The sequence below is a fragment of the Nocardia miyunensis NBRC 108239 genome (assembly GCF_001613065.1).
GTDB classification, from domain to species: domain Bacteria; phylum Actinomycetota; class Actinomycetes; order Mycobacteriales; family Mycobacteriaceae; genus Nocardia; species Nocardia miyunensis.
Genome location: NZ_BDBQ01000076.1, coordinates 1 through 25,802, shown reverse-complemented (window position 1 = coordinate 25,802; position 25,802 = coordinate 1). Strand labels below are relative to the sequence as shown.

General features: G+C 67.4%; 26 protein-coding genes. 12 read left to right on the top strand and 14 right to left on the bottom strand.

The genetic code is table 11. The features are described from left to right. Positions 1-170: 170 nt before the first annotated feature. Positions 171-605, bottom strand: coding sequence for a DUF5318 domain-containing protein (locus tag NM2_RS31315; RefSeq protein WP_067676441.1), 435 nt, complete (start codon positions 603-605; stop codon positions 171-173). A 147-nt stretch (positions 606-752) separates the two neighbouring features. Between NM2_RS31315 and NM2_RS31310 the strand changes: the two genes are divergently transcribed. The 5 genes from NM2_RS31310 to NM2_RS31290 all read left to right on the top strand — a co-directional run bounded on the left by NM2_RS31310 (position 753) and on the right by NM2_RS31290 (position 5,610). Continuing rightward, on the top strand, positions 753-1,310 hold the full coding sequence (locus tag NM2_RS31310; RefSeq protein WP_067676462.1) for a PadR family transcriptional regulator: 558 nt from the start codon (positions 753-755) through the stop codon (positions 1,308-1,310). Continuing rightward, positions 1,303-2,418 carry an inositol-3-phosphate synthase gene (locus tag NM2_RS31305; protein WP_067676437.1) on the top strand — a complete coding sequence of 372 codons (1,116 nt, stop codon included), beginning with the start codon at positions 1,303-1,305 and terminating at the stop codon, positions 2,416-2,418. Before NM2_RS31310 ends, NM2_RS31305 begins: the two co-directional genes overlap by 8 nt. 188 nt (positions 2,419-2,606) lie before the next feature. Beyond that, complete coding sequence (locus tag NM2_RS31300; RefSeq protein ID WP_157121425.1) at positions 2,607-2,903, top strand: hypothetical protein; 297 nt, start codon at positions 2,607-2,609, stop codon at positions 2,901-2,903. 407 nt (positions 2,904-3,310) lie between these two features. Then, complete coding sequence (locus tag NM2_RS31295) at positions 3,311-4,945, top strand: adenylate/guanylate cyclase domain-containing protein (RefSeq protein WP_067676431.1); 1,635 nt, start codon at positions 3,311-3,313, stop codon at positions 4,943-4,945. Beyond that, positions 4,942-5,610 (top strand): Crp/Fnr family transcriptional regulator, encoded by a 669-nt coding sequence (locus tag NM2_RS31290; protein WP_067676428.1) that lies wholly within the window; start codon positions 4,942-4,944, stop codon positions 5,608-5,610. The genes NM2_RS31295 and NM2_RS31290 overlap by 4 nt, the downstream gene beginning before the upstream one ends. 188 nt (positions 5,611-5,798) lie before the next feature. On the opposite strand, the gene NM2_RS31285 is transcribed toward NM2_RS31290, so the two are convergent. From NM2_RS31285 to NM2_RS31270, 4 genes are all read right to left on the bottom strand, one after another. Further along, a complete protein-coding gene (locus NM2_RS31285) occupies positions 5,799-6,224 on the bottom strand; it encodes a GyrI-like domain-containing protein (RefSeq protein WP_067676425.1) in 426 nt (141 codons plus the stop codon). Positions 6,225-6,233: 9 nt separating this feature from the next. Then, positions 6,234-6,695, bottom strand: coding sequence for a GyrI-like domain-containing protein (locus tag NM2_RS31280; RefSeq protein WP_067676422.1), 462 nt, complete (start codon positions 6,693-6,695; stop codon positions 6,234-6,236). Positions 6,696-7,144: 449 nt separating this feature from the next. Further along, a complete protein-coding gene (locus tag NM2_RS31275; RefSeq protein ID WP_067676419.1) occupies positions 7,145-9,400 on the bottom strand; it encodes a transglycosylase domain-containing protein in 2,256 nt (751 codons plus the stop codon). 281 nt (positions 9,401-9,681) lie between these two features. After that, positions 9,682-10,110, bottom strand: a complete 429-nt coding sequence (locus NM2_RS31270) for a MarR family winged helix-turn-helix transcriptional regulator (RefSeq protein WP_067676416.1) — start codon at positions 10,108-10,110, stop codon at positions 9,682-9,684. A 59-nt stretch (positions 10,111-10,169) separates the two neighbouring features. Here NM2_RS31270 and NM2_RS31265 point away from each other — a divergent pair, with 59 nt between their 5' ends. Beyond that, a complete protein-coding gene (locus NM2_RS31265) occupies positions 10,170-10,493 on the top strand; it encodes an antibiotic biosynthesis monooxygenase (protein ID WP_067676413.1) in 324 nt (107 codons plus the stop codon). Positions 10,494-10,529: 36 nt separating this feature from the next. On the opposite strand, the gene NM2_RS31260 is transcribed toward NM2_RS31265, so the two are convergent. The 4 genes from NM2_RS31260 to NM2_RS31245 all read right to left on the bottom strand — a co-directional run bounded on the left by NM2_RS31260 (position 10,530) and on the right by NM2_RS31245 (position 15,245). Then, positions 10,530-11,363, bottom strand: a complete 834-nt coding sequence (locus tag NM2_RS31260) for a carbohydrate ABC transporter permease (RefSeq protein ID WP_439956948.1) — start codon at positions 11,361-11,363, stop codon at positions 10,530-10,532. 71 nt (positions 11,364-11,434) lie between these two features. After that, entirely contained in the window at positions 11,435-12,379 is a 945-nt protein-coding gene (locus tag NM2_RS31255; RefSeq protein ID WP_067676456.1) for a carbohydrate ABC transporter permease, read from the bottom strand. A 161-nt stretch (positions 12,380-12,540) separates the two neighbouring features. After that, positions 12,541-13,842 carry an ABC transporter substrate-binding protein gene (locus NM2_RS31250; RefSeq protein ID WP_067676410.1) on the bottom strand — a complete coding sequence of 434 codons (1,302 nt, stop codon included), beginning with the start codon at positions 13,840-13,842 and terminating at the stop codon, positions 12,541-12,543. 443 nt (positions 13,843-14,285) lie between these two features. Then, positions 14,286-15,245: an AraC family transcriptional regulator gene (locus NM2_RS31245; protein ID WP_067676407.1), complete on the bottom strand. Its 960-nt coding sequence runs from the start codon at positions 15,243-15,245 to the stop codon at positions 14,286-14,288. A 311-nt stretch (positions 15,246-15,556) separates the two neighbouring features. On the opposite strand from NM2_RS31245, the gene NM2_RS31240 reads away from it, so the two are divergent. Together NM2_RS31240 and NM2_RS31235 are read left to right on the top strand one after the other, a co-directional pair. Continuing rightward, positions 15,557-16,387 (top strand): DUF2786 domain-containing protein, encoded by an 831-nt coding sequence (locus NM2_RS31240; protein WP_067676404.1) that lies wholly within the window; start codon positions 15,557-15,559, stop codon positions 16,385-16,387. A gap of 181 nt (positions 16,388-16,568) precedes the next feature. After that, on the top strand, positions 16,569-17,081 hold the full coding sequence (locus NM2_RS31235; protein ID WP_067676401.1) for a TIGR04338 family metallohydrolase: 513 nt from the start codon (positions 16,569-16,571) through the stop codon (positions 17,079-17,081). A gap of 313 nt (positions 17,082-17,394) precedes the next feature. On the opposite strand, the gene NM2_RS31230 is transcribed toward NM2_RS31235, so the two are convergent. Next, positions 17,395-18,375: an o-succinylbenzoate synthase gene (locus NM2_RS31230; protein ID WP_067676398.1), complete on the bottom strand. Its 981-nt coding sequence runs from the start codon at positions 18,373-18,375 to the stop codon at positions 17,395-17,397. Positions 18,376-18,479: 104 nt separating this feature from the next. Here NM2_RS31230 and NM2_RS50380 point away from each other — a divergent pair, with 104 nt between their 5' ends. Next, a complete protein-coding gene (locus tag NM2_RS50380) occupies positions 18,480-18,653 on the top strand; it encodes a hypothetical protein (RefSeq protein WP_169816269.1) in 174 nt (57 codons plus the stop codon). A gap of 110 nt (positions 18,654-18,763) precedes the next feature. Here the strand turns inward: NM2_RS50380 and NM2_RS31225 are convergent, their stop codons facing one another. Continuing rightward, positions 18,764-19,933 (bottom strand): thiolase family protein, encoded by a 1,170-nt coding sequence (locus NM2_RS31225; protein ID WP_067676395.1) that lies wholly within the window; start codon positions 19,931-19,933, stop codon positions 18,764-18,766. A gap of 109 nt (positions 19,934-20,042) precedes the next feature. Here NM2_RS31225 and NM2_RS31220 point away from each other — a divergent pair, with 109 nt between their 5' ends. After that, positions 20,043-20,540, top strand: a complete 498-nt coding sequence (locus tag NM2_RS31220; RefSeq protein ID WP_067676453.1) for a winged helix-turn-helix transcriptional regulator — start codon at positions 20,043-20,045, stop codon at positions 20,538-20,540. Positions 20,541-20,562: 22 nt separating this feature from the next. Here the strand turns inward: NM2_RS31220 and NM2_RS31215 are convergent, their stop codons facing one another. Continuing rightward, a complete protein-coding gene (locus NM2_RS31215; protein WP_067676450.1) occupies positions 20,563-21,648 on the bottom strand; it encodes an ABC transporter ATP-binding protein in 1,086 nt (361 codons plus the stop codon). A gap of 202 nt (positions 21,649-21,850) precedes the next feature. Between NM2_RS31215 and NM2_RS31210 the strand changes: the two genes are divergently transcribed. Further along, positions 21,851-22,645 carry an LLM class F420-dependent oxidoreductase gene (locus NM2_RS31210; protein ID WP_067676392.1) on the top strand — a complete coding sequence of 265 codons (795 nt, stop codon included), beginning with the start codon at positions 21,851-21,853 and terminating at the stop codon, positions 22,643-22,645. A 420-nt stretch (positions 22,646-23,065) separates the two neighbouring features. Here the strand turns inward: NM2_RS31210 and NM2_RS31205 are convergent, their stop codons facing one another. Beyond that, positions 23,066-23,977 (bottom strand): LysR family transcriptional regulator, encoded by a 912-nt coding sequence (locus NM2_RS31205; protein ID WP_067676447.1) that lies wholly within the window; start codon positions 23,975-23,977, stop codon positions 23,066-23,068. A 177-nt stretch (positions 23,978-24,154) separates the two neighbouring features. Here NM2_RS31205 and NM2_RS31200 point away from each other — a divergent pair, with 177 nt between their 5' ends. After that, positions 24,155-25,066 (top strand): TIGR03620 family F420-dependent LLM class oxidoreductase, encoded by a 912-nt coding sequence (locus NM2_RS31200; RefSeq protein ID WP_067676444.1) that lies wholly within the window; start codon positions 24,155-24,157, stop codon positions 25,064-25,066. Positions 25,067-25,306: 240 nt separating this feature from the next. Here the strand turns inward: NM2_RS31200 and NM2_RS31195 are convergent, their stop codons facing one another. Beyond that, positions 25,307-25,618, bottom strand: a complete 312-nt coding sequence (locus NM2_RS31195; protein ID WP_067676389.1) for a cupin domain-containing protein — start codon at positions 25,616-25,618, stop codon at positions 25,307-25,309. Between the last annotated feature and the right edge of the window lie 184 nt (positions 25,619-25,802).

Here is a 25,802-nt window from a genome sequence, read left to right as displayed (position 1 = left end):
GGGGGTAACCGCCGGGGCCGGATTGCGGACCGCGGTTGGCGCGGCCGCCGGACGGTCCATCGTCGTAGGGCGAAGTCACAGCTCGGATCTCCATAACTCGAAACGGTCCGGGTGGCGGCCGATCACAACTGCCGCGGGCTCGCCGGGGCGGTCCGCGGGCGCGATACACATCACTCGGCGGCGGTCCGACGGGCGCCGGTGCGTCGACGCGTGGGCGCCGGTGCGTGCCCGAGCACATAGGACTGCACCAAATGGTTCCAGCTGCAGCTGCGGCACACCTCGACCACGTGCACCGAGAACTCTTCGCGAGTCTCCGCCAGCCGGATCAATTCCTCGGGCGTGCGGGCCGAGCCTGCGACCGGTCCCAGTCCGTCGCCGTAGACCCACGATACGAGAGTGAGCTGCTCTTTCCGGCAGATGGGGCAGGTGACATCACTACCCCGTCCGTGAAACTTCGCCGCGCGCAGCAGATAAGGATTCGCATCGCAGACCTCGCTGACAGCTACGCGGCCCGCATAGACATCGGCCAGCAGCGACCGGCGCCGAAGCGCATAGTCCACTACCTGCCGCTGAATTCGCACGGCCTCCAGAGTAGCGGTGCGCATCAACCCCCGCTGTGGGGTCGGGGCTTCGGATCCGTCCCGCACGATTCGATGTGTCGAGCCGACGTGTTTGTTACTATATCGGCACGATATAGTTTGTCATTGCATCCACAGGTGCGGTCCGCGTACGACAGTCAGGAGGTGAGGCCCGTGCTCGAACTCGCGATTCTCGGGCTGCTCCTGGAAGCGCCCATGCACGGCTACGAGCTGCGCAAACGACTCACCGGGTTGCTCGGGCCGTTCCGGGCCTTCTCCTACGGGTCGCTCTACCCGACCCTGCGCCGCATGCAGGCCGACGGGTTGATCGCCGAGGAGTCCCCGGCCGGCGCGGTGACCAGGCGGGCGCGGCGGGTCTACCAGCTGACCGAGCCCGGCCGAGAGCGCTTCAGCGAGCTGCTCGCCGACACCGGGCCGCAGAACTACACCGACGACGGGTTCGGCGTTCACCTGGCCTTCTTCGGTCGCACCCCCGCCGAGGCGCGGATGCGGATCCTGGAGGGCCGGCGCCGGCAGGTCGAAGAGCGCCGGGAGGGGCTGCGGGAGGCGATCAAGCGGGCCAGCGGAACCCTGGATCGCTACACCCGCCAGCTGCACCAGCTCGGCCTCGAATCAAGCGAGCGCGAAGTGCGCTGGCTCAACGAATTGATCGCCGCGGAGCAATCGATGAAGGCGGCACCACAGAAAGAGGGAAATACCGGCCATGAGTGATGTCAACACGGCCGCACAGGCCACCGGTGCGAGCGTCGGGTCCGAGATTCGCGTGGCCATCGTAGGCGTGGGCAACTGCGCCTCCTCGCTGGTCCAGGGCGTGCAGTACTACCAGGACGCGGACGAGAGCGCGACCGTGCCCGGCCTGATGCACGTCAAGTTCGGCCCCTACCATGTTCGCGATGTGAAGTTCGTCGCCGCGTTCGACGTCGATGCCAAGAAGGTCGGTTTCGACCTGTCCGACGCGATCTTCGCCAGCGAGAACAACACCATCAAGATCTCCGACGTGCCGCCGACCGGGGTCACCGTGCAGCGCGGCCCGACGCTGGACGGCATCGGCAAGTACTACGCCGAGACCATCGAGCTGTCCGAGGCCGAGCCGGTGAACATGGTGCAGGCGCTGAAGGACGCACAGGTCGATGTCCTTGTTTCGTACCTTCCGGTCGGTTCGGAAGAGGCGGACAAGTTCTATGCGCAATGTGCCATCGACGCCAATGTCGCATTCGTGAACGCGCTGCCGGTCTTCATCGCCTCGGATCCGGAATGGGCGCAGAAGTTCGTCGACGCCGGTGTCCCGATCGTCGGTGACGACATCAAGAGTCAGGTCGGCGCGACCATCACCCACCGCGTCATGGCCAAGCTGTTCGAGGACCGCGGCGTGCAGCTCGATCGCACCATGCAGCTGAACGTCGGCGGCAACATGGACTTCAAGAACATGCTCGAGCGCGAGCGCCTGGAGTCCAAGAAGATCTCCAAGACCCAGGCCGTGACCAGCAACCTGAAGAAGGAACTGGGCGCGAACGACGTGCACATCGGCCCGTCCGACCACGTCGGCTGGCTGGACGACCGCAAGTGGGCGTATGTGCGCCTCGAGGGCCGCGCCTTCGGTGACGTTCCGCTGAACCTGGAGTACAAGCTCGAGGTGTGGGATTCGCCGAACTCGGCGGGCATCATCATCGACGCGGTGCGCGCGGCCAAGATCGCCAAGGATCGCGGCATCGGCGGGCCGGTCATCCCGGCCTCGGCCTACCTGATGAAGTCCCCGCCGAAGCAGCTGGCCGACGATGTGGCCCGCACCGAGCTCGAGGCGTTCATCATCAACGCCTGATCCGGCTTCGCGAATTCGATGCGCCCCTGGGATTTCCGGGGGCGCATCGTTGTTCGCGCGTTTTGCGTTTCAGCGTTGTGTATCGAGGTTTACACAGTGAGCGTCGCCGTGCTGGCAGTACTTCCGCTCGCGGGTCGGCAGGATAGGTATCACCTTGCCAACCAGAGCGAAACAACTTGGAGCACAACATGATCAGCAAGATCCGCCGCATCGCCGCCGTCGCCGCGGCCACCGCCGCCATCGCCGGTGCGGGAGCCGGAATCGCTTCCGCCACACCCACTGCCGCCGAGCCGGTGCATGCCACGGTCGTCCACCCGGCGCACACCTGGTGGGGTGACTCGTACTGCGGCTGGAACAACAACTTCAACTGGCACTACTACAACTTCTGCGACCGCTACGTCTGGCACGGCGGCCACCACCGCGACTGGGAGAACTACCGCGACCACCACCGCGGCTTCGACTTCGACTGGTTCCGCGGCCGCTGAGGCTGTATTTTCGGCCTCCGCTTCGCCGCGGGCGGGGCCCTGTCATCCTTGGTCCCCGGGGCGCCTCGCTCGTCCGTTGCGCCTCAGCTCGGCCCACCTCCCACCTCGTTCCGGATCCGAGGGAGCGGAAGGTGGGCCGAGTGGCGTATCACCCTGGGGCACAGCAGAATACCCGTATCGCCTAGCCTGCGGCGGCGCAGCACAGGGGGCGTCATCAAGCCGGAGTCCATGAGGCAGAACATCTCAGCGCACCTGAGTTCGACCCACCCCGGACGACGCCAGCTCCTGGCCGGGCCCGCCCCGGTCCTGGACTGACCGAAGCGGGGAAGCGGAGGGAGGGACCGGGGTCACGAGGGCCGCGGCCCGCCGGAGCGGAGCGGAGGCAGAAAACACAGTAGGTTCTATGGGTGTTCAAAGTGAGGGCGCTCACGTGGGTGACGGCGGTGTCGCTGCCCGCGGTGGGGCTGTGGTTGCTCGTCGCCGATCCGATGCTCGACGCTCACTACGAACATCATGTGCAGCATTTCTGGCTGGTGCTGGCCGCGGCGGTGCTCGCAACGGGGTTGGGCACCATCCTGTTTCGTGCCGCGCGCGCCCGCCGGGACGTCCGGTTGATGCTCGTCTCGCTGACGTTCCAGTTCTCCGCCGGATTCCTCGCGCTGCACGCGATCGCCACGCCGGGGGTGATCCTGAACTCGCCCAATGCCGGTTTCGTGTACGCGGTGCCGATCGGGCTGACCCTCGGCGGGATCGCCGCGCTGGCCTCGGCCGTGGAATACGGGCCGGAAACCGTCGCGCGCTTGAATCGGCTGACCTGGTTGCTGTCCTCGCTACCGGCGCTGAGTTTCGTTGTCTGGTCGGCGATCTCGCTGACCCGGCTACCCCCCTTGAACGGAACGCCGAGTGCCACAGAATCTTCCGGCCCGCTGGTGGGCATCGCGGCGGTGGGCGCGCTGTGCTACCTGGGCGCGGCGATCGCGTATGCCTGGCAGTTCGTCCGGCGGCGCGCGCTGCTGCTGCTGACCATCTGCACGACCTTCGTGTTGTTGATCGAGGCGCTGCTCGCGGTCGGATTCGGGCGCAGCTGGCGGACCTCGTGGTGGGAATGGCATGTGCTGATGGTGGTGGCGTTCGCGCTGATCGCCGTCAGCAGTCACCTGCAGTTCCGGCGGGAGGGGTCGGCGCTGGGCCTGTTCGACAGCGTCACGCTGCGGCAGACCATGGCCTCGCTCGAACGGGACTACGCGCGTGCGCTCACCGAGATGGTCGGCATCCTGCGCGAGCGGGCCGCGAGCGGGGTGCCCGCGCAGGAGCCGCTGGGCCCGGTCGGAGTGCGGCTCTCGCGCCGATTCGGGCTCACCGAAAGGCAATTCGCGGTCCTGGCCCAGAACGCACGACTGTACGGGCAGCTGGACGAGCTGTTCCGGTCGTACATGTCCCCGGCGGTGGCGACCGAACTGCTCGCCGATCCCGCGCAGGCCGATCTCGGCGGGCGGATAGCCGAGGTCAGCGTGCTGATGGCGGACCTGTCGGGGTTCACGCCGTTCGCGGAGAACACCGATCCCGCGGCGGTGGTGCAGATGCTGAACACCTATTACGGTGCGATCGTGCCGGTCATCCTGGGCGAGGGCGGGACGGTGGTGCAATTCGTCGGCGATGCGGTGATGGCGGTGTTCAACGCGCCCAATCCGCAGCCCGATCACGCGATGCGTGCGGCTCGCGCCGGGCTGGGGTTGCAGTACGCCGTCGGGCGGATCGCGGCGGGACGACCGGACTGGCCGCGTTTCCGGGTCGGGGTCAACTCCGGGCCCGCGCTCGTGGGCAATGTCGGTGCGGCGCAGATGCGCAACTACACCGCGATCGGCGACACCACCAATCTCGCGGCGCGCTTGGAGGGGGTGGCCGAACCCGGCACGGTGGTGATCGGCTCGACGACGTATGCGCAGCTCGGTCCGCGGGCCGCGGTGCGGACGCTGGGCGGCATCACCGTCAAGGGCCGACGCGAGCCGGTCACCTGCTACGTCCTGGAGGGTCTGCGATGACGACCGAATTCGCACTGCTGCGCGGCCTGGCGGACGGCGAGCGACGTCAGCTGCTCGCCTCGTGCACGCCGCGGCGGTTCAAACGTCGCGAAATCCTTTGTCACGAAGGCGATCCCGGCGACACACTGCATCTGGTCGTATCCGGGCTGCTGCTGATCCGCGTGGCCACCCCGCTCGGCTACACCGCGACGCTGACCGTCATCGGACCCGGCGACGCGTTCGGCGAACTGGCCCTGCTCAGCCCCGAGGCCAAACGCACCGCCACCGTCGAGGCAGCCGAGAACGCGGAGACCCTCAGTCTCAGCCGCGCCCAGCTGACCGCATTGCGCGCGACCTATCCGGATATCGAGCGCATGCTCACCGACACCCTCGTCGAACAGGTTCGCCGCCTCTCCGGCATGGTGCTCGAGGCCCTGTACCTGCCGGTCGAGGCCCGGGTGATCCGACGCCTGGTCAACCTCGCCCGAATCTACGGCGGCCGCTCACCGATCGCCGAAATTCGCCTCACCCAGGATGATCTGGCGTCCATGGCCGGAACCACCCGCGTCACCGCCAACAAGATCCTGCGCGAGTTGGAGGACCGCGACATCGTCGAGCTACGACGCGGCCGAATCGTCGTCACCGACCGCGCAGCACTTGTCGCTGCCGCCAAAACCCATCACTGACCGCTGAGCACGCATGTCGAGGAACCGACCTCGCACAACGCCAACTCCTGACACCGGTCCCGCCGGAGCGTATGAGGCAGAACATCTCAGCGCACCTGAGTTCCGCTCATCCCGGACAACGCCGGCTCTTGGCCGGGGTCGACAGGGCCCCGGCCCCGCCGCGGCGAAGCCGAGGCCGAAAATACAACTCAGTCCAGGGAGACGAAGACCTCTACGGAAGCGGGGCCGGTGTAGCGCTCCAGCTCCGCGCGGTGGGAGCGGGTGATGGTGCCCGCGGCCTCGGCCTTGGCGACCTTCGCCCAGGCCGTGCGCAGTAGGTCGTACGGTTTGTCGGACACCACGAATTTGGCGTAGCGGCCGGCCGGGATCCGGGTCAGGACGTCGCCGGTGTCGAGCTGATCCTTGGCGGTGAGTTCGTAGCCCAAGACGGCGACCGCGTGGTCGTTCTGCCCGACGTAGGCGGCTACGCGCTGGGCGTTCTTATCCCGCGACAGGTATCTGTCCCAGGTGAAGTTGACCAGATCCAGGTCGCGGGCGGCCACCTCGCGACCGGCCAGCGGAACGGTGAGTCCGCCGACGAGGCTCTCACCGAGGGTGACTATCTCGAAATCCATATTCGCGCCCTACTTCTCGCCCGTGTCGTCGTCGGCCAGCGCAACGAAAACCTCGACCGTGCGCTGATCCGGATAATGCTCGAAATCGCCGGTGTAGGCGCGCACCAGCGCACCCGCGGTCTCGAGATCCCAGACCGCACGCCACACCGACACGATGGTGTCGCCCAGGTTGTCTCCGCTGCGGACGAATCGCGCGAACCGGCCGCCCGGCACGCGCGCGAGCACATCACCGGGTAACAGATCGTCGAGGCTCCGGCAGCGATAGCCGACGATATGCGTCAGATACGAGCCGATCTCCGGCGCGTGATCGACGTACGCGCTCGCCGGAGGCCCCGGCAGATCGCGCTTGAGGTTGTGCCGCCAGGCTTCCTCCACCTTCAATCGGCGCGGGCCCTCGACCGCCAGCGCCGGGCTGCGCAGGACGGTGCCTGCCACCAGCGTCTCGTGGCGCTCGACGATATTGAAATCCACCGGTGTCGCCCCTATGTCTAGTATCTCTGGCCTCCACTCCGCTCCGGCGGGCTGGGCCCTATTGGCCCCGGCCTTCCCTTCTCCACTCAGTCGCTGCGCTCCTTCGCTCCGTCGGTCCGGGCCCGGGGCGGGCCCCAGCCGGGGTCGGAGTGTTTCGGGGTGGGCGGAAATCGGGTGACCTGGGGTTGTTGTGTCCCTGCTTTAGGTGATCCTATGCGTGTCGGCTGACTGGCCCACACTGGGCCGGTCCACGGCAGTGCTGCCGATGCGTGCTCCGTTCCCCGAGCTTAGTCGGGGACTGTGACACAGCGGCCGGAGATGATCTCGACCCGATAGCGATCGGTGAGACCGAGGTCCCGGCAAGGGCTGGGTTGCGGCGGGTGGACGGGAATCGGGATATACGAACCGGGCGGTCTCGATCGGATGAGACAGCGGTTCCGCGTGCTCGCTCACCCCGGCACGGGGACGTGCAGACCGGGGAATATCTCGACCTGGCGAGGCGGGGGAGGGGGTGCGGGAACCGGTGTGGGTGCGGGTGCGGGAACCGGCGTGCGGCGGCGAGGCGTGGTGCTGGGCGGGGCGAGGATGTCGAACGGGCCGTGGGGTTGTTCGGATGACGGCGGTGTGGCGATGAAGGGGCCCTGCGTTTCGTCGGGGGCGGCGGTCGGGAAACGTTCGGCGGGCGTGCCGGACAGGGCCCCGTCCATCGTTCTCTTCCAGATGTCCGAGGGCAGGCCCGAGCCGTAGATCGCCGCGCCGCCGGAGGTTCGGATGGCCTGGGACTGAGCGGTGCCGACCCACACCGCCGTCGACAGCGACGGGGTGAACCCGACCATCCAGGCGTCCTTGTTGGCCCCGGTGTCGCCGAGCTGGGTGGTGCCGGTCTTGGCGGCGGCGGGGCGACCCGCGAGGGCGTGACCGTTGGAGTACGCCGCGATCGGCAGCATCGCCGCGATCGTCGTATCTGCGACCTGCGGCGGAATCCGTTGCTGCGCGGGAAGTTGATCCTTGCCCGGCACGCCGCGGTCCAGCAGCACCCGGCCGTCCCCGGCGACGACGCGCTGCACGATGAACGGCGTGTGATACATCCCCGAATCGGCGACCGTCGCGTACGCCACGGCCATATCCAGCGGACGCACCGAATACGCGCCCAGCACGATCGCCAGGTTCGGCGGCCCGCCGTTCTCGCTGAGCGTGCCGCCCGCGATGCCCGGAATCCGCTCCGGAATTCCGGCCTGATGCGCCGCGTCGGCGATGGCCTGCGGGCCGATCGTCTCGGCGAGCCGGTAGAAGCTGGTGTTCAGCGACCGTTTGAACGCCTCGGCCAACGAACACGTCCCGCAGGATTCACCCTCCACATTGGTGACCGCGACGCCGTTCACCGTCACCGGCGCGCTGTTGATCCGATACGACATCGGAATCCCCTGTTGCAGCGCGGCCAGCACCGCGAAGGTCTTGAACGAGGACCCGGTCTGCAGCGGCGCCTGCGCGAAATCGAAGCCGACGCCGTCGTCCCCGCCGTAGTAGGCGCGCAGCGCGCCCGAACGCGGGTCGACCGACACCACAGCGCTGCGCAGCTGCGCGGGCTGCGAGCTCAGCGTGTTGTGCACCGCGTCCAGGGCGGACTGCTGGGCGCGCGGGTCGATGGTGGTGGTGATGTGCAGTGCGCCGGTGTCGATCTCCTGCTGGCTGATCCCGGCGCTGCGCAACTCGGCGAGGACCTGGGTGCGGATCAGCCCGTTGGCATTGTGCGCGGCGTCGTCGGTGAACGCGCTGACCGGTGCGATCCGCGGAAACTGCGTCGCCGCACGATCTTTCGCGGTCATCTTGCCCATGCGCACCATGCCGTCGAGCACATAGTTCCAGCGCTCCCGCAGCTGCGGCATGTGCGTTTCCGGATCCAGCAGCGAGGGCGTGCGGATCACCGCGGCCAGCACCGCCCCCTCGGCCGGGGTCAGCTCCGGCACCGGTTCGGCGAAGTAGGCGCGCGCCGCGGCCGCGATCCCGTACGCGCCGCGACCGTAGTAGATGGTGTTCAGGTAGGCGGCGAGGATGTCGTCCTTGCTCCACTGCCGCGCCATCTTCGCCGAGATGATCAGCTCACGGACCTTGCGCGAGAGGGTGCGCTCGGAGCTCAGGAACGCGTTCTTGACATACTGCTGGGTGATCGTGGACCCGCCCCCGGCATCGTCGCGGCCGAGCAGGTTGTCCCGCGCCGCGCGCAGGAACGCCGAGGTCGAATACCCGGGATTGGTGTAGAAGTTCCGATCCTCCGCCGACAGCACCGCGTCCCGCACCGGAATCGGCACCTGCGCCAACGGCACCGGCGTCCGATTGCCTTCCGGCGGAACGATTCTCGCCAATACGGTGGTGCCGTCGTCGGCGGTGATGGTGGCGATCTGATTGGACTGCACCGCATCCGGCGCGGGCACCTCCGCACTCCAGTAGGCCAATACCAGCACCAACGCCGGAATCACGAAGAAAATCACGAACAGCGCCGACACCAATCGCCGGATCCGCTGTCCCCGAGTCCGCCGCGGCCGCTCGTGCGCGGGCTCGCCGCCCTCGGTCCTGTGCCGCCGCTGCGGAGCCGTGTGCTGCCCCCCGCCTCGCCCCGGAAGCTCGTTCCAGCCCGCGAGTGAGGCATAAGGCGCGGGCTTGCGTCCACCGCCCCGCCACCGCATACGGATCGAGCTCACGATCATCTCCTCGGACTACCAGAACAAGGTGATCGAACAACCGCACGACAGAAATCGACTACCAGCGTAAGACCCCAGCGCGATCACCGGCAGCACGGGCCGCGCACACGGCCTGATGCCGCAGGTCGGAACGATGATTCGTTGCCGGCCGGACAGCTCGGTGCTGACGGGATGAGCTGCTCATCGTTGGTCGGCTCGTCAGGATGAGTCGCACAGTCGTTTCGTGGGGAGGGGATGAGCTGCCGACTGCCCGCGGTGCCATCCGGTGGATCGGCCCGATTTCGTCCTCAGGTGAGGTTTTCGATGCAGGTGTTCAGGAGTGCGGCCAGGCGCCGAAGATCCGCGTGGGTCAGGTCTTCGGTCATGCGGGTGTCCATCTCCATCACGATGGCGTCGGCCCGATTCAGTTGGGAGCGGCCGGATTCGGTGAGGGTGACCGGGCGGGAGCGGCCGGTGGTGGGCTGGTCCGCGACGGTGGCCAGGCCCGCCTTCTGCAGTCCGTTCAGCACGTCGCGCAGTGATTGGCGGGTCACGAAGGTGCGGCGGGCGAGTTCGGCGGCCGGTGCGCCGGGGACGTCGGACAGGGCGCGCAGGACCGCGTATTGGGACATGGTCAGGCCCAAGGGACGCAGGCGTTCCTCGCATGCGCGGTGGAAAGTCTGCTGCGCCTGTTTGATCAGATATCCGATCCGTCGGCTGACATCCTCTTGACTCATGACAGGAACCTTACACATAATGATTCATGTAATGATCCTGACATGAAGGAGAGATCGTCATGACCACCATCACGACCGACGCCCAGCTCACCACCCTGATCAACGTCTTCACCGTCCAACCCGAAAGGCAGCGCACCCTGGTCGAGCTGTTGACCCGGGCCACCGACGAGGTGATGCGGCACAAGCCGGGTTTCGTGTCCGCCAATATCCACGCGAGCGACGACGGCACCCGCGTGGTCAACTACGCCCAGTGGGAATCCGCCGACGCCTACCGCGAGATGTTCTCCGACCCCACGGCGCGGGTGCACATGAAGGAGGCCGCGGCCGTCGCCGACCACTTCGATCCGCACCTGTTCACCGTGGAATCCATTCACCACCGCTGAAATCGTCCGGGACGACCCCGGCGGTGACGTGTCGAGCTAGCTCTTGACGCCGCCCGCGGTGAGGCCGGAGATGATGCGGCGCTGGAAGAACAGGACCATGATGACCAGCGGAACGGTGACGATGATCCCGGCGGCCATGATCGCCGTGTACGGCTGGACCAGTGGGTCGTTGCCGGAGAAACGGGCGATGGCGACGGTGACCGGTTCGGTCGCGTCGGAGGACAGCAGACTGGACAGCAGGTATTCGTTCACCGCGGCGATGAAGGCCAGGATCGCGGTGGTGAACACCGCGGGGGCGGCCAGGGGCAGCATCACGAGGCGGAACGCCTGGAAGCGGCCCGCGCCGTCGATCCGCGCGGCCTCCTCGAGTTCCCACGGGAGTTCGGCGAAGAACGAGGCCAGCACGTACACCGTCATCGGCAGGACGAACGAGATGTTCGGGATGATCATCGCCTGGTAGTGACCGAGCCAGCCGATATCGGTGAACAACTGGAACAGCGGCGTCACCAGGACGACCACCGGGAACATCGACGCGCTCAGCACCAGCCCGGCGACCAGGGTCTTGCCGCGGAAGGTGATGCGCGCCAAGGCATATGCGGCCATCATGCCGATCAGTAGCGCGATCACCGTGGTGGCCGCGCCGATGACGACGCTGTTGGTCAGCGCCCGGCCGAAGTTGTTGCCGCGGCTGGTGTCGAACGCGTTCTTGAAGTTCTCCGTCGTCAGATGCGTCGGCCACGGGGTGTTGTCGAACGTGTAGTTCGGATCGCGGAAGGCGGTGACCGCCATCCAGTAGAACGGCCCCAGGCCCCACACCAGGATGATCAGCGCGCCGACATACGTACTCGTGGAACGCATCCGCCTGCTCATCGGCACTCGCGCCGTGACCGCCCCGGCGGTTTCCGGCACGGTGACGGCATCGGCGAATCCGGTGTCGCTCATCAGTGCGCCCTCCGCTGTTCTTCCTGTGTCGCAACCGCATTCGCGCCCAGCACCTTCACCAGCACGAACGCGACCGCGAAGATCAGCAGGAAGGTGATCACCGACAGTGCCGATGCGCTGTTGGCCCCCTGACGCACCTGGTCGACGACCAGGATGGACAGGGTCTGGGTGTGCTGATTGCCCCGCGTCATGATGGCGGGCAGATCGTACAGCCGCAGCGCGTCCATCGTGCGGAACAGGATCGCCACCAGCAGTGCGGGTTTGAGCAGCGGCAGGGTGATCTGGGTGAACCGCTGCCACGCCGACGCGCCGTCCACTCGCGCGGCCTCGTACACGTCGGCCGGGATCACCTGCAGACCGGCGAGGATCAGCAACGCCATGAACGGCGTCGTCTTCCACACGTCGGCGATGATCACCGCGAACCGCGACCACAGGGGATCGGTCTGCCACAGAATGTGCGTTCCGAGAACGCGATTCACCACGCCGTCGTACTGGAACATGAACTCCCACAGCCGCGCGGTGACCGCGGTCGGGATGGCCCACGGGATCAGCACCGCCGCCCGCAGCAGCGCCCGGCCCTTGAACGTCTTGCCCATCACCGTCGCCATACCCAGCCCGATGACCGCCTCGAGCGTCACCGTGATGACGGTGAACAGCAGGGTCACCAGGATCGCGGCCCAGAACTGCGAGCCGAGATTGCCGGTCGGGCAGGTTTCGGTGCCGCCCGCGGGCAGCGCGCACTGCTGCAGCAGCCAGTGCGTGTAATTGCTGAATCCGGCACTGCCGCCGTTGACGAACATGCCCGTCGCCGGATCGAGCCCGGAGTCCTTCTGGAAAGACATGATCACCGCCCGCACCACCGGGTAACCGATGACCACGGCCAGGGCCAGCAGCACCGGAGCGACGAACACCCAGGCGCGCGCCGAGCCGGGCAGCCTGCTCAGCGCGCCGGCGGTCGGGGACTTCCGATTACCGGCCGGAACATCGGGCTGTGTCGGTGATTCGCTCGCGGACTCGTCCACGCGCGTGGACCCCGACGTTCCCGAAGGATCTGACACCGTTTCTCTCTCCTACGGGACTCGGCTCGGCACAGGCGCTCTCGCGGTCAGGAACCGGCGGCCTCGATACCCTTCTGCATGCCGGTGATCGCGGCGTCGACCGTCTTCCTCCCGGTGATCGCAGCATAGGCGTTGTCCTGGATGGCCTTCGACACCGCCGGATAGAACGGGGTCACCGGCCGCGGCACGGCGCTGGCGATCGAATCCTTCAGCGTCGGCAGGTACGGGAACTTCGCGATCAGCGCCGGATCGTCGTACAGCGAGGACCGCACCGGCGGGTACGCGCCCTCGGCGACGATGTGCTGGGCGTCCTCGCTGATCAGGAAGCGCAGGAAGTCCAGCGCGGTGGCCTTGTGCTTGGAATACGCGCTGATGGCGGCGTTGTAACCACCGAGCGTGGAGGCGCCGATCCCGTCCTTGCCGGGCAGCGCGGCGACGCCGACCTCACCCTTCACCGCGGACGAATCGGCCTGTGCCACACCGTAGAAGTTCGGCCAGGTGCGCAGGAACAGCAGTTTGCCCTGGGCGAAGGCGTTCTGGCTCTCGGGCTCCTCGAAGGAGATGGCCTCCTTGGGGATGTCGCCCTTCTGGTACGCGTCGGTCAGCACCTGCAGACCGGCGCGGGCCTGCGGGCTGTCGATGGTGGGTGTCTTGCCGTCCGGGCCGACGAAGGTGCCGCCGTAGGCGTTGATCACCTCGGCGCTGTTCACCGTCAGACCCTCGTAGGGCGCGAACTGCCCTGCGTAGCAACCGACATTGTGGTCCTTGGCGACGTTGCAGTCCGCCATCATCTCGGTCCAGGTCTTGGGCGCGTTGGGCACCAGATCCTTGCGGTAGTACAGCAGTCCGCCGTTGGTGTTCAGCGGCGCGGCGTACAGATTGCCCTTGTAGGTGGCGCTGGCCACGGTCGGGGACAGCAGGGTGGAGGTGTCGATCGAGAAGGAATCCTTCAGCGGCTGGATCCAGCCCTTGGCCGCGAACTCGGCGGTCCAGGTGACGTCCAGCGCCATCACGTCGTAGTCCGACTGCTTGGCCTGCAGGTGCTGGGCCATGTCGTCGTGCTGCTGGGAGGCGTCGTTGGACTGTTCCTTGAAGGTGACCTTCTCGGACGGGTGGGCGGCGTTCCAGCGATCGATGAGCTGCTTGACCGCACCGGTCTGCGAGGTGTCCTTACCCTCGACGTAGGTGATCGGGCCGCGGCCGTCGAGGTCCTGACTGGTCGGGTTGCTGCCGCTGTTGCTCGAACACCCACTCGCGAGGGTCGCGGTGAGCAGAGCCGCCGAAGCGGCGGCCAGAGCGGCGCGGGAGGTCCGTGACGAGCGTCGTGACCTCACCTTGTTCAATGCCATCGATACTCCAGGGTCGAGACGAGCCGCAGCTGCCTTGGCGCGAACGGTGGAGCCGAGCGGCGGCGACGCGGAGCCGTGAGCGCCGGCACACTCAGCCGGTTGCACAAGGCAAGATACATCGTCCGCGGCCCATCGTGTCGTCCGGTTCTCGTTATCGGCCGAATACCTCTGTGCCGGATGCGCGAACGAAGGTGTGGCGACCGGGTGGGCGGCCCCTTTCGCGACGCTGCGAGAGAGCCCCCTTCGCTCTCTCGTAGCCTCGTGTCCGATCCGCCGACGGCACGTCGAGGCACCCTCCGACGCCGGCGACGTCGTCGGCGGTACCACCGCACAAACGGTAGATGTCGGCGCGGTGGGGTCTCTACCGTTTTCCGGCAGACTTGCGACGTTTTTCGGCAAGTGAGCCGCGGATCGCGGCATCCCTGGCCGCCAACGGCTTTCGGCTATCTCTTGGTGTCCCCATCGAACAGCTGTTCCCGCATCCGGGCCGGGCTGAGTCCGAAACGTTGCTGAAAGCTCTCCCGGAACCTGCGTGTTGTGCTGAACCCCGTCTCGGCGGCGATCCTGTCCATATCCACGGGAAGCGGAGTGGACAGCCGCCGACGTGCGCGGTCGAGGCGGATCGTGCGCAGCATCGCGGCCGGCGGAGCGTCCCCGGCTTCCCGCAGCGCGTTTCGCAGCGTCCGAGCCGAGCAGCCGCACATCGCGGCGATGGCCTCCGGCGTCACCGTGTGGTCGTTCGCGTGGCGCTCCATGAACGCACGCGCCCGGACCGCCAGGTTGTCGGGTGCGACCGGCCGGGCCGGGTCGAGCGCCCCCTCGAGCAGCGTGAGCGCGCTGGTGAATGCCACCGTGAAATCCTGTGCCGTCCAGTCCTGCCGGTTGGCGGCGAGCGCACGGACCTGATGCCCGAGCATCCGTACCAGCGGCCGTCCCTCGTCCAGGGCGAGCGGGGCTCCCGCGGCGCGGTCGAGCGCGATCGAGTTCTCGGGGACGGTCATGATCAGCGCACGAAGCGGTCCGTCCTGCCGCATGTAGAGGGGGTAGCCCCAGTGGAAGAACGCGATGGCGCCGGGATGGACGATTTCCGCGGAGTCACGTTGTGCCAGCTGGAATTCCCCGTTCAGCGGGATGAGGAGCCGGTGGCTGTCATCGCCGTCGTCTCGCACATCTCGCGCGGAGCGCTGGTAATCCAGCGGATCGGACTCGAACTGGACGAGCTGCCAGTGGCCGACTTTCTGGGCCGAGGCCGATGAGTAGAAGTCGTCGTTGCCGTTTCGGAAGGTGAGCCGAACGCACCCCTGCCTGGTACGCAGATAGTTCCGCCAGAGTTCGGTCCGGTCGGACTTCGTCTCGACATCCCTCGTGGAGACGCGTTCCAGCTGATATTCCGGATCGGTCACACGGATCCCTTCGCGTACCGCCGCAAAGCTACGGCAAATGCCGCTCATTTTACCAAGACGCCGACAGATCGCGCGCGCGAGCGATATCCGAACTCGTTGAGTTCAAACGGTTTTCGACCGCATTCTGCCCGGCGGCGCCGAGGTGTCCGGCAGCCGGGCCGCGCGATGCGGACATGCCCAGCCCGGGCGGATGACCGGTCATCGGCGCTGGACGGCGAACCATTCCCGCCGACCGACTACCGGACATCGTGCTCGCACGAACCGGCGGACCCGGCGAAAGTTGTCCGTGGGTTCTCGTATCCTGGGCCGCGATGTCGACTCAGCCAACTCAGGACAAGTTGCTCACGCGTATCGGTGGACTGCTGCGGCAGGCGGAGTCGACCGACAACGAGCACGAGGCCGAAGCGTTCCTCGCCGCGGCGCAGCGCCTGGCGACCCGCTCGTCCATCGATCTGGCGGTGGCGCGTGCGCACGTGACGGGCCGTGAGCGTCGCGCGACGCCGGTGCAGCGGGTGATCGCGATCGGCGAGGCGGGCAAGCGCGGGCTGCGCACCTATGTGCAGTTGTTCGTCGCGATCGCCGCCGCCAATGATGTGCGCTGCGACGTTGCCCGCACCTCGACGCAGGTGTACGCGTACGGGTTCGACTCCGATATCGCCGCGTGCGAGGCGCTGTACGCGAGTCTGCTGGTGCAGATGGTGCGTGCGTCGGATCTCTACATCAAGTCCGGGCAGTACCGGTCGGCGATGGTGGAGAAGGTCGTCGTCGAGAAGCGGTACGGCCGCAAGGTGCAGCGGCGGGTGCGTGCCCCGGTCGCGGCCGTGACAGCCCGGCTGAATTTCCAGATGGCCTTCGCCGCGCGTGTCGGCCGTCGGCTGGCGACCGTCAAGGCCGATGTGGAGGCGGAGGTCCAGGCCGAGCCCACCGCGTCGACCGGCACCGCGATAGCCCTGCGCGACAAGGAACTCGAACTGACCAGCTTCTACACCCGGACCTCCGAAGCGCGCGGCACGTGGCGCGGGCCGCAGGAGTCCACCGGATATTCGCCCGGCGCCCGGCGTGCCGGTGACCGCGCGGGTCGAGCCGCCCGGCTGGGTTCCTCCCCCGAACTCGGCGCGGCGCGTGGGCAACTCGACTCGTGAGAACGATGAGCTGGTGGAAAGCGGTGCTCAGGCTCGACGCGTGTGCGCCGATGTCACGAAGACTCCGTAGGCGGGCGAGGGGCTCGGCGGCCGTCGCCTCGCGGGCGCGGAGTGGCGGTGGCGCATGGCCCGAAGAGACGGGTGATCTCGTGTCGGGTTCTGTGCCGTGCGGTGCGGCGTCGTGAGCGCGCGGGACGGGCAGCGGGCCCGGGTGTACGACGCCGAGGGGTTGGTGCGGCGGATGTTCGATCGGGCCGATGAGGCTGGGGCCCGGACCGTGGAGTTGTACGGGTCGCAGATCACGTTGCCGGTGGAGCGGCGGTTCGCTTCGGTGGAATCGGTGCAGAATTACGTCGATCTGGTTTTGTCGCTGAATTGGGTTCGGGCGCAATGGGTTCGGTCCAGCGAGGTGGTGACGGTCCGGGCGCGGGCAGGCGCCGGGGCCGCGCATTACGAGGCCGAAGGTGCGGTGCTCGCGGTTCCGCTGCACACCGGTGGAAGTGCTTGGGCACTGCGAGAATTGGTGATTCTGCACGAGATCGCCCATCATCTCGGCGAGCCGGGAGCCGATCGCGCGCCGCACGGACCCGAATTCTGTTCTCGGTATCTGGAATTGGTGGACGGCGTCATCGGGCCGGAGGCGGCGCTGGTGCTGCGCACCTCGCTGCTGGGGTGCGGTGTGCGTCTGAGCTGAGTCGCGAATCGCAACCGGTCGTGCGGCGTTCGATTCTCCTGCGGACAGATCCGGATCGGCGTCCGCCCTGGCGAGAACGCGTGGCTCGACGACCTCATCGGATCGCCCGCTGCCCACACGGCTGACCTCGTACTCGATCATGTTGTCCAGCAGCCACTTCAAGACGCGCCGCGCTGCTCGGAGGGGACGCGCGGCGGTTGGAGGACTGAGCCCATCGCACCGTTCGACAGGGTGCCGTCGGAGTGCTTTCCGCAGGGTGCATATCTCGAGCAGCGGCAGCAGGTATCGGACCTGCGAGAGCTGATCTCGTCGCTCAGGCCGCGGGTAACAGCCGCTGGACACGGGCGAGGCGCTCTCGCCACCATCGGGTGCGCTCGGGGTCGGGATGCCGGAAACGTTGCAGGAGTTCGGGATCCGGGGCAGGTGCGGTGCGCGGGACGGGCAGGTATCCGTCGATCGGGCGAAGCGAATCGGTGACCGTATCGCCCTCGAAGAGATTCACCGTGCCCAGCCCGCAGGCGAATTCGAGGTTCGGCAGGGCTCCGGCCAGTGCGAGCTGGGCCGACAGGCCGACGCTGGTCTCCAGCGCCGAGGAGACCACGCACGGCAGCCCCGCCGCCTCGGCCACCCGCAACGCGCGCCGAACCCCGCCCAGCGGAGTGCATTTCAGCACGGCGACATCGGCGGCCCCGGCCACCGCGACGCGCAGCGGGTCCTCGGCCCGCCGAATGGATTCGTCCGCGGCGATCCGAACGTCCACTCGCCGCCGCACCTGCGCCAACTCCTCGATCGTCCGGCACGGCTGCTCGGCGTATTCCAAACCGCCTGCGGCCCTGTCGATCTGCGTGAGTCGTTCGACAGCGGTGTCGACATCCCACAGCGCGTTGGCATCCACTCGAATCGCCCCCTCGGGCCCGAGCGCCGCACGCACCGCGGCCACCCGCTCGAGATCCTCGGCCAGCGATTCGGGATGATCGGCCACCTTCACCTTCGCCGTGCGGCACCCCGACCCCGCGACCAGCGCATACGCCCGCTCCGAATCCACCGCGGGCACAGTGCAATTCACCGCGACCCGATCCCGCACCGCCGCCGGCCACCCCACGGTGACCTGCTCGACAGCGGTAGCCAGCCACCCCGCCGCCTCCCGATCCCCGTACTCCGGAAACGCACAGAACTCCCCCCACCCCAGCGGCCCCTCGAACACCATCCCCTCCCGCACCGTGATCCCCCGAAACCGACTCCGCATCGGAATCGCGTAGACGTGCGCGGATTCAGGATCGATCAACTCGCCCATGTGGCCACCTCACCGGCCCCGACCATGCCTGCTGTCCGTTCGCTGCGCTCGCTCACCCGACAGAGCCTAATCCGGGATGGTCGCCGGTCTGCGAAGGTTGTGGGATGACAACGGTCGAAACCCTTATCGACCTCGACGAACAGGCGCTGGCCGCCGTAGCCGAAGTCGTCGGGATCACGGCGACGACCGAAACGTTCGACGCGGCGCTTCGCGAGGTCGGACAACGCTCCGAACGGTTGTGCGCGCTGGCCCGCCGTGGCGAGGGCAGATGTCGGTGACTTCGATCATTTTCTCGGGAACAGGGGGCCAACCGGATGGGAACGTGACGCAGGACCGGTTCGGGAAGCCCCGAACCGGCCCCGATCGTGCCTAGTTCCGAATCAGCAGATCACAGCGTCTCCAGGATCATGGCGTTGGCCAGGCCGCCTGCCTCGCACATGGTCTGTAGCCCGAAACGTGCGCCGCGTTCGCGCATGGCGTGCACGAGGGTGGTGGCCAGGCGTGCCCCGGACGCGCCGAGTGGATGCCCGAGGGCGATCGCGCCGCCGTGCACGTTGACGCGGCTCAGGTCCGCGCCGGTGTCGGCGGCCCAGGCCAGGACTACCGCGGCGAAGGCTTCGTTGACTTCGAACAGGTCGATGTCGGACAGCCGCAAACCGCTGCGTTCCAATACCTTTCGGGTCGCCGGGATGACGGCGGTGAGCATCAGCAGCGGGTCGTCGCCCGCGACGGCGAAGCTGTGCAGCCGGGCCAGCGGGGTCAGGCCCAGCTGGGCGGCCTTCTCGCTGGTCATGATCAGGACCGCGGCGCTGCCGTCGTTGATCTGGCTCGCGTTGGCGGCGGTGATGTTCCAGCCGATCTCCGGGAATCGGGCGGCGTATTCGGGTGTGTAGAAGGCCGGACGCAGCGCGCCCAGCGTCTCGATCGTGCTGCCGAGGCGGATGCCCTCGTCCGTCGACAAGCCTTCCAGCGGTGCGAGTTCCGCATCGAAGGACCCGTTCTTCGTCGCCGCCGCGGCCTTCTCGTGACTGGCCAGCGAGAACTCGTCCAGCGCCGTGCGCTCGATCTTCCATCGTGACGCGATCAACTCCGCGCTGATCCCCTGTGGCACAAGCCCTTCCGGATAACGCTCGGCGAACGCGACCCCGTCGATATCGGTCGCCCCGGCCACGCTCGACCCCATCGGCACCCGGCTCATCGATTCCAGCCCGGCCGCCACCACGACGTCGTACGCACCGGAGAGCACGCCCTGCGCGGCGAAGTGGATGGCCTGCTGGCTGCTCCCGCACTGCCGGTCCACGGTCGTCGCGGGCACCGATTCGGGATATCCCGCGGCCAGCGTGGCGCGCCGGGTGATGTTGACGGACTGTTCGCCGACCTGGGTGACCACGCCGCCGATCACGTCGTCGATCTGCACCGGATCGATACCGCTTCGTCGCACCACCTCCCGCAGGCTGTGGGCGAGCAGGTCCACCGGATGCACCCCGTGCAGCGCGCCGGCCGACTTGCCCTTGCCGATCGGGGTGCGCACGGCCTCGACGATCACTGCGTCTCTCATGGCGATTCCTTCCGACCGACCGCGACGATGCGGTCTCACTAAGTCGTTCTATAGCCAGGGTAGGCAGCTGACGATACTCACCACAAGTCAGATATGTATGATGTGCGTCATGCCCGCTGTGCTCGAAGGACCGTTACGTGATCTGCGCTCGTGGAAGCCGGAGGGATGTTCGGTCGTCAAGGCGCTGGACGTCATCGGCACCCGCTCGGCGATCCTGATCCTGCGCGAGGCCCTCTACGGCACCACCCGGTTCGACGGATTCGCCGAACGCGTCGGCATCACCGACGCCGCCGCGGCCGCGGCCCTGCGCAAACTCACCACGGCGGGTCTACTGCGCAAACAGCCCTACCGCGAGGAGGGCAAACGCACCCGCAACGAATATGTGCTCACCGAGATGGGCCGCGATGCGATCCCGGTCGTGCTGGCCCTGTGGCAGTGGGGCGATCAATATCTACAGGGCGGGACGCCGCCGCTCGAACGCGTGGAGGACGACACCAGCGAACCGGTCCGCGTGGAGATCCGCAGCGCGGCCGGAAACGAGGTCCCGATGGACAATCTGCGGATCCGCCTGAACAAGCAGTGGCGGCGCGGCCGGACCCGCGACTGACCCGGGTCCGGCCGAGTCGAAATCAGTTGAGCCGCTTGCCGTCCGCTGGCGCGAAGAAGTAGACGTGCTCCGGATCCGCGGTGAGCGAGAGCTTGTCGCCCTTGGTCGGCGGTTTGCGCCAGTCGACCCGCGCCACGATGGATTCCTCTGTGCCCGAGGTGTTCTCCTCCAGCGCCCGCCCGTAGACGTAGGCGTCCGAGCCGAGCTCCTCGACCACGTCCACCTCCATCGCGATGCCCTTGCCCGATTCGGTGAACTCGAGGTGCTCGGGCCGGATACCGACCACCACCTCACCGTCCACCGCATCGGCCACCGTGCGCGGCACCTGTAGCGCGTGACCGCCCAGCTGCGCGGCGCCGTCGGTGAGCGGCAGGGTGAACAGATTCATCGCCGGCGAGCCCATGAATCCCGCGACGAACAGGTTCGCCGGGTCCCGGTACAGATCGCGGGGGGTCGCGCACTGTTGCAGCAGACCGTCCTTGAGCACCGCGACCCGGTCGCCCATGGTCATCGCCTCGACCTGGTCGTGCGTCACGTACACGGTGGTCGTGCCCAGCCGGCGTTGCAGCTGCGCGATCTGGGTTCGGGTCTGCACGCGCAGCTTGGCGTCCAGGTTCGACAGCGGCTCGTCCATCAGGAACACCTGCGGCTGACGCACGATCGCGCGGCCCATCGCGACGCGCTGCCGCTGGCCACCGGACAGCGCCTTGGGCTTGCGGTCCAGGAACTGTTCCAGGTCGAGGAGTTTCGCGGCCTCGCGGACCCGCTGCTCCTTCTCCGCCTTGGCGACCTTGGCCATCTTCAGCGCGAAGCCCATGTTCTCCGCGACGGTCATGTGCGGGTAGAGCGCGTAGTTCTGGAACACCATCGCGATATCGCGCTGTTTGGGCTCGGCGTTGGTGACATCCTTCTCGCCGATCAGGATCCGGCCGCCGTCGACGTCCTCGAGTCCGGCGAGCATGCGCAGCGAGGTCGATTTACCGCAACCGGACGGGCCGACGAGAACCAGGAATTCCCCGTCGGCGATCTCCAGATCCAACGCGTCGACGGCGGGTTTGGCGGCGCCCGGGTACACCCGGGTCGCGTGGTCGAAAGTGACCGTGGCCATGAGAAAACATCCCTTCACCGGCAGGAACGTGCCGGACGATCCGAGTAGAGGGTTCGTGCGGCGGTACCGCACCTGACGGATACTACTGTGCGCCGCCGGTTCGCTGACGGCGAATGCGCTCGCACGGACATTCCGGACGGCCGGCAGTAGCCTCGAGTAGGTCATTCGCAGTGCTGAGCAGCTCACATCGAGGAGAGCATTCATGACCCGACCTATTCGCATCGGAGTCCAACTGCAACAGCAGCACGCACCCGAGTACGACCTCATCCGCGATGCCGTGCGCCGCGCCGAGGACGCCGGGGTGGACGTCGTGTTCAACTGGGATCACTTCTACCCCCTCTACGGTGACCCCGACGGCGCGCATTTCGAATGTTGGACCATGCTCGGCGCGATCGCCGAGCAGACCGAACGCGTCCAGCTCGGCGCGCTGGTCACCGGCGGCGGCTACCGCAACCCCGACCTGCTCGCCGATATGGCCCGCACCGTGGACCACATCTCCGGCGGCCGCCTGATCCTGGGCATCGGCGCGGGCTGGTTCGAGAAGGACTACGACGAGTACGGCTACGAATTCGGCACCGCCGGAACACGTTTGGCGCTCCTGAAGGAGTACATGGAACGCCTGACCGCCCGCCTCGGCAAACTCAACCCCCAGCCGGTCCGCGACATCCCGATCCTGATCGGCGGTGGCGGCGAGAAGAAAACCCTGCGCCTCGTGGCCGAATACGCCGACATCTGGCACACCTTCGCCGAAGTCGAAGTCCTGGAACGCAAGTCCAAGATCCTCGCCGGCCACTGCGCCCACGTCGGCACCGACCCCGCCGCCATCGAACGCTCGGTGAACTGGCCCGGCCCCGAAGCCGCCTCGACCCTGGTAGCCGCCGGCGCAACCCTGTTCACCGTAGGCGTCGGCGGCCCCGACTACGACCTGACCACCCTCGAAGAGGCAATCCGCTGGCGCGACGAATTCAACCCCGAATCCGTCGCCGGAATCGCTTAGGGCGCAACACTATTCGATACCTCGACGTGCTGATGGCCGGACTCTGCCGCGGCAGTGCGTGCAGATTACGGCCATCGGGTCGCGGTGCGACAGTCGCCAGCCCGGCGTGCGGTAGCCGCTGACGTAGTAGGACTGCCCGGCCGATCGCTGGTGAAACTGATTCGCCGGGAACGGATTCCAGCAGGCGTTGTCGGATCTTATCCGCGCTTGCATCGGAACGATGTGCTGGCGTTTCGGCGAGCACGGTTCGAGCAGCGGCGCAAGGTGTTCGATGAGTTGTCTAAGGTCTTGTCCCGCAGCGACACCGGACTGTCCCGGATGAGCTCGGCAGCCGGGGCTCGACCGACCCGTCGCAGGTGGTTGCCGCCGTGCGGTCTTGTGGCGTGGTCCGCCGAGTACCGCACTCTGCGCTGTCGCGGTTCACGAGTCGATGGTTGCGCCGGAAGCACTGAGTTGTTCCTGGGCGTATTTGCGGAAGGCGTTGACCAGGCGGTTTCGGTTGTCTCGGCGGGTGGCCAGGACTACGTGGGCGGGGTCAACGCCGTGCAGGGGGAGTGCGGTGAGGTCGGGGCGGAGGGTGGGGAATGGGCCGCCCGCGAAGATGGCTATGGCTTCTCCGGCGGCGATTACTTCGAGTTTGTCTTCGAGGGCTTCGATGATGGGGCCGTCGGGGGCGGGGCGGCCGTCGGGGCGGGGGTCTATGTTCCAGTAGGCGCTCCAGGCGGGGTCGGATCGGCGGAGGCGGGGGACGGGTTCGTCGGCTATGTCGTCGAGGGTGAGGAAGTCCTTGTGCGCTAAGCGATGATCGGTCGGCATGAGGACTACGCGTGGTTCGTCGTAGAGGACGGTGACCTGTAGGCCCTCGGTGGGGAAGGGGAGGCGGGTGACCAGTGCGTCCACTCGGTGATCGAGTAGTGCGGCGGGCACATCGGTGATCTGCACGTGTTGCGCCCGTACCTCGGCGTCGGGATGGCGGCGGCGCATCTCGCGCACGACGGGCGTGATGATCAGGTCTCCGGTGTAGCCGATCGTGACGCGGCCGGGCCGGGCGGCGGCGCGGGTCTGCGCGACGACCCGGCCTGCGGTGCGCAGCAACGCTCTGGCCTGCGGGAGGAAGACTTCACCGGCCTCGGTCAGCCGGGTGCCCTGCGGTCCGCGGTCCAGCAGCCGCACACCGAGTTGCTTTTCGAGCCGGTTGATCTGTCGGCTCAACGACGGTTGCGTGACGTGCAGGGCCTCGGCGGCGCGACCGAAATGCCCGTGCTCGGCGACGAGCGTGAAGCAGTGCACCAGGCGCAGGTCCAGATCCACTGCGGGCGGCGAATCGGTCATAGCGCCACAGTAGTCCCGCACGAGCCGCGACCGGATCGTCTTGGACCTCCACAAGCTGCGGTGATACGTGAATCGCAATGCCTGATGCGAAAGATTCATTGGATCGCCGGTCGGATCCGCCGCCACAGTGGACGTATCCGTCTCGCTGCGAATTCACTCGGAGGAATGCCCATGACGATCAACCCCACCGTGGATACGGCCCGCCGCGCGCTGGGCCCGGTCGGCGTGAGCCTGCCCGTCTCGTTCACCAGCACGCCCTCGGCCGACGCTCAGCGCGACGCGGGCCGCCGCCTCGAAAACGCCGGTTACCGCGCCCTGTGGACCAACGAGGTCATCGGCAAGGACGCCTTCACACACCTGTCCGTCCTGCTGGCCGCCACCGAACGCATGACGGTGGGCACCTGCGTGGCCAACATCTGGTCCCGACCACCGCAGACCGCACACGGCGCGGCCGCCTACCTCGCCCAGGCATACCCGGACCGTTTCGTACTCGGCCTCGGCGTCGGCTACCCGCAACAGGCCGACAGCGTGGGCCGGCCGTTCGGCAGCCCGCTGACCACCATGCGCGACTACGTCGCCGGAATGGACGCCGAAACATGGCCCCCCGCACCGGATTCCGAGTATCCACGAATTCTCGCCGCGAACGGCCCGAAGATGCTCGCCCTCGCCGGAGAGATCGCCGACGGCGCACTACCCGCCGGACTACCTCCGGAACACACCGCGCAGGCCAGGCAGGCGCTCGGCCCTGACAAACTGCTGGTAGTGGGCCTGTCCGTAGTGATCGACAACGACCTCGACCGAGCCCGAGACGCCGCCCGGCAGGTCGTATCCACCTGGTCCGCCCGCCCCTCCTTTCGCTCCGCCATAGCCGAATTCGGTTACGACACAGCGGAAAACACCGATCCGGACGACCGTGTAGTCGACGCTCTCGTCGCACACGGCACACCGGATTCGATCGTCGACAAGATCCGCGAACACCTCGCCGCGGGAGCCGACCACGTCACTCTCCTGCAACCAATGGGAACCGAATTCGCCTCCGGCATAGACGGTTACATCGAACTGGCTCCGGCCTCGACCAGCCTCGACTGATTGCCCGGCAGGCCATGCCGGCCCACGCCGAGCTACCGTCGACACCGGTTATCGGGCTGGCCGTGCCAACGAATTCTGCGACCCTCGGCCGATATTCCTACCGGTCTCTCGGCCCACGTCATCCGTAGCCGTCGCATGGCACCGAATGGTGCTCCGGCGCAGACGGTTACATCCACCGCCGCGGTTGTGCCGATTCGCTCGACCACAGGATGTTCTGTCCGCTGCCGCTCAGCCACGCGATCAGACGCTGCCCTTGCGTTCGACGACGAGGATCCGGGCCTCAGGGGCCGGGTGCGCGACGTGCTCATCGCCGACTTCGGCGTAGCAGATGCGGCCGGGTGTCAAGCGTTCGACTCGTTCCTCGCCGCCCTCGCGATAGCGCATGTCGACCGCGCCGTCCAGCACGACGAAGACCTCCGGGCCATCGTTGACGTGCCATTCGTAGGGCTGGTCGGTCCAGTGCAGCCGGATCGTCGCGGTATCGATCTCGGTGATGTCGACGGCTCCCCACGGTCGATCCGCGGTGAATTCACTGGCCTCGAAGAAACGCATACCTCGATCATGACATCGCGTCCGGGAACGGACGGGGGTCTCGTCCCGTGGCCCGTAGGCTGCGTGCAGTGTTGGTACCCCCTGACTGGAGGGACGAGGGTGACGCATAATCCGGTGATCGCGGCATTGAGTGGTTGCTCACGGCCGGGGTGTGATGCGCCCGCGTCACTGTGCGCGGTGCACC

Bases quoted from the DNA above. Each gene is read 5' to 3' on its own strand.
- NM2_RS31315 (WP_067676441.1), bottom strand. From the start codon at position 605: ATGCGCACCGCTACTCTGGAGGCCGTGCGAATTCAGCGGCAGGTAGTG.
- NM2_RS31305 (WP_067676437.1), top strand. From the start codon at position 1,303: ATGAGTGATGTCAACACGGCCGCACAGGCCACCGGTGCGAGCGTCGGG.
- NM2_RS31300 (WP_157121425.1), top strand. From the start codon at position 2,607: ATGATCAGCAAGATCCGCCGCATCGCCGCCGTCGCCGCGGCCACCGCC.
- NM2_RS31290 (WP_067676428.1), top strand. From the start codon at position 4,942: ATGACGACCGAATTCGCACTGCTGCGCGGCCTGGCGGACGGCGAGCGA.
- NM2_RS31285 (WP_067676425.1), bottom strand. From the start codon at position 6,224: ATGGATTTCGAGATAGTCACCCTCGGTGAGAGCCTCGTCGGCGGACTC.
- NM2_RS31275 (WP_067676419.1), bottom strand. From the start codon at position 9,400: ATGATCGTGAGCTCGATCCGTATGCGGTGGCGGGGCGGTGGACGCAAG.
- NM2_RS31270 (WP_067676416.1), bottom strand. From the start codon at position 10,110: ATGAGTCAAGAGGATGTCAGCCGACGGATCGGATATCTGATCAAACAG.
- NM2_RS31265 (WP_067676413.1), top strand. From the start codon at position 10,170: ATGACCACCATCACGACCGACGCCCAGCTCACCACCCTGATCAACGTC.
- NM2_RS31260 (WP_439956948.1), bottom strand. From the start codon at position 11,363: ATGAGCAGGCGGATGCGTTCCACGAGTACGTATGTCGGCGCGCTGATC.
- NM2_RS31250 (WP_067676410.1), bottom strand. From the start codon at position 13,842: ATGGCATTGAACAAGGTGAGGTCACGACGCTCGTCACGGACCTCCCGC.
- NM2_RS31240 (WP_067676404.1), top strand. From the start codon at position 15,557: ATGTCGACTCAGCCAACTCAGGACAAGTTGCTCACGCGTATCGGTGGA.
- NM2_RS31230 (WP_067676398.1), bottom strand. From the start codon at position 18,375: ATGGGCGAGTTGATCGATCCTGAATCCGCGCACGTCTACGCGATTCCG.
- NM2_RS50380 (WP_169816269.1), top strand. From the start codon at position 18,480: ATGACAACGGTCGAAACCCTTATCGACCTCGACGAACAGGCGCTGGCC.
- NM2_RS31225 (WP_067676395.1), bottom strand. From the start codon at position 19,933: ATGAGAGACGCAGTGATCGTCGAGGCCGTGCGCACCCCGATCGGCAAG.
- NM2_RS31220 (WP_067676453.1), top strand. From the start codon at position 20,043: ATGCCCGCTGTGCTCGAAGGACCGTTACGTGATCTGCGCTCGTGGAAG.
- NM2_RS31215 (WP_067676450.1), bottom strand. From the start codon at position 21,648: ATGGCCACGGTCACTTTCGACCACGCGACCCGGGTGTACCCGGGCGCC.
- NM2_RS31210 (WP_067676392.1), top strand. From the start codon at position 21,851: ATGACCCGACCTATTCGCATCGGAGTCCAACTGCAACAGCAGCACGCA.
- NM2_RS31205 (WP_067676447.1), bottom strand. From the start codon at position 23,977: ATGACCGATTCGCCGCCCGCAGTGGATCTGGACCTGCGCCTGGTGCAC.
- NM2_RS31195 (WP_067676389.1), bottom strand. From the start codon at position 25,618: ATGCGTTTCTTCGAGGCCAGTGAATTCACCGCGGATCGACCGTGGGGA.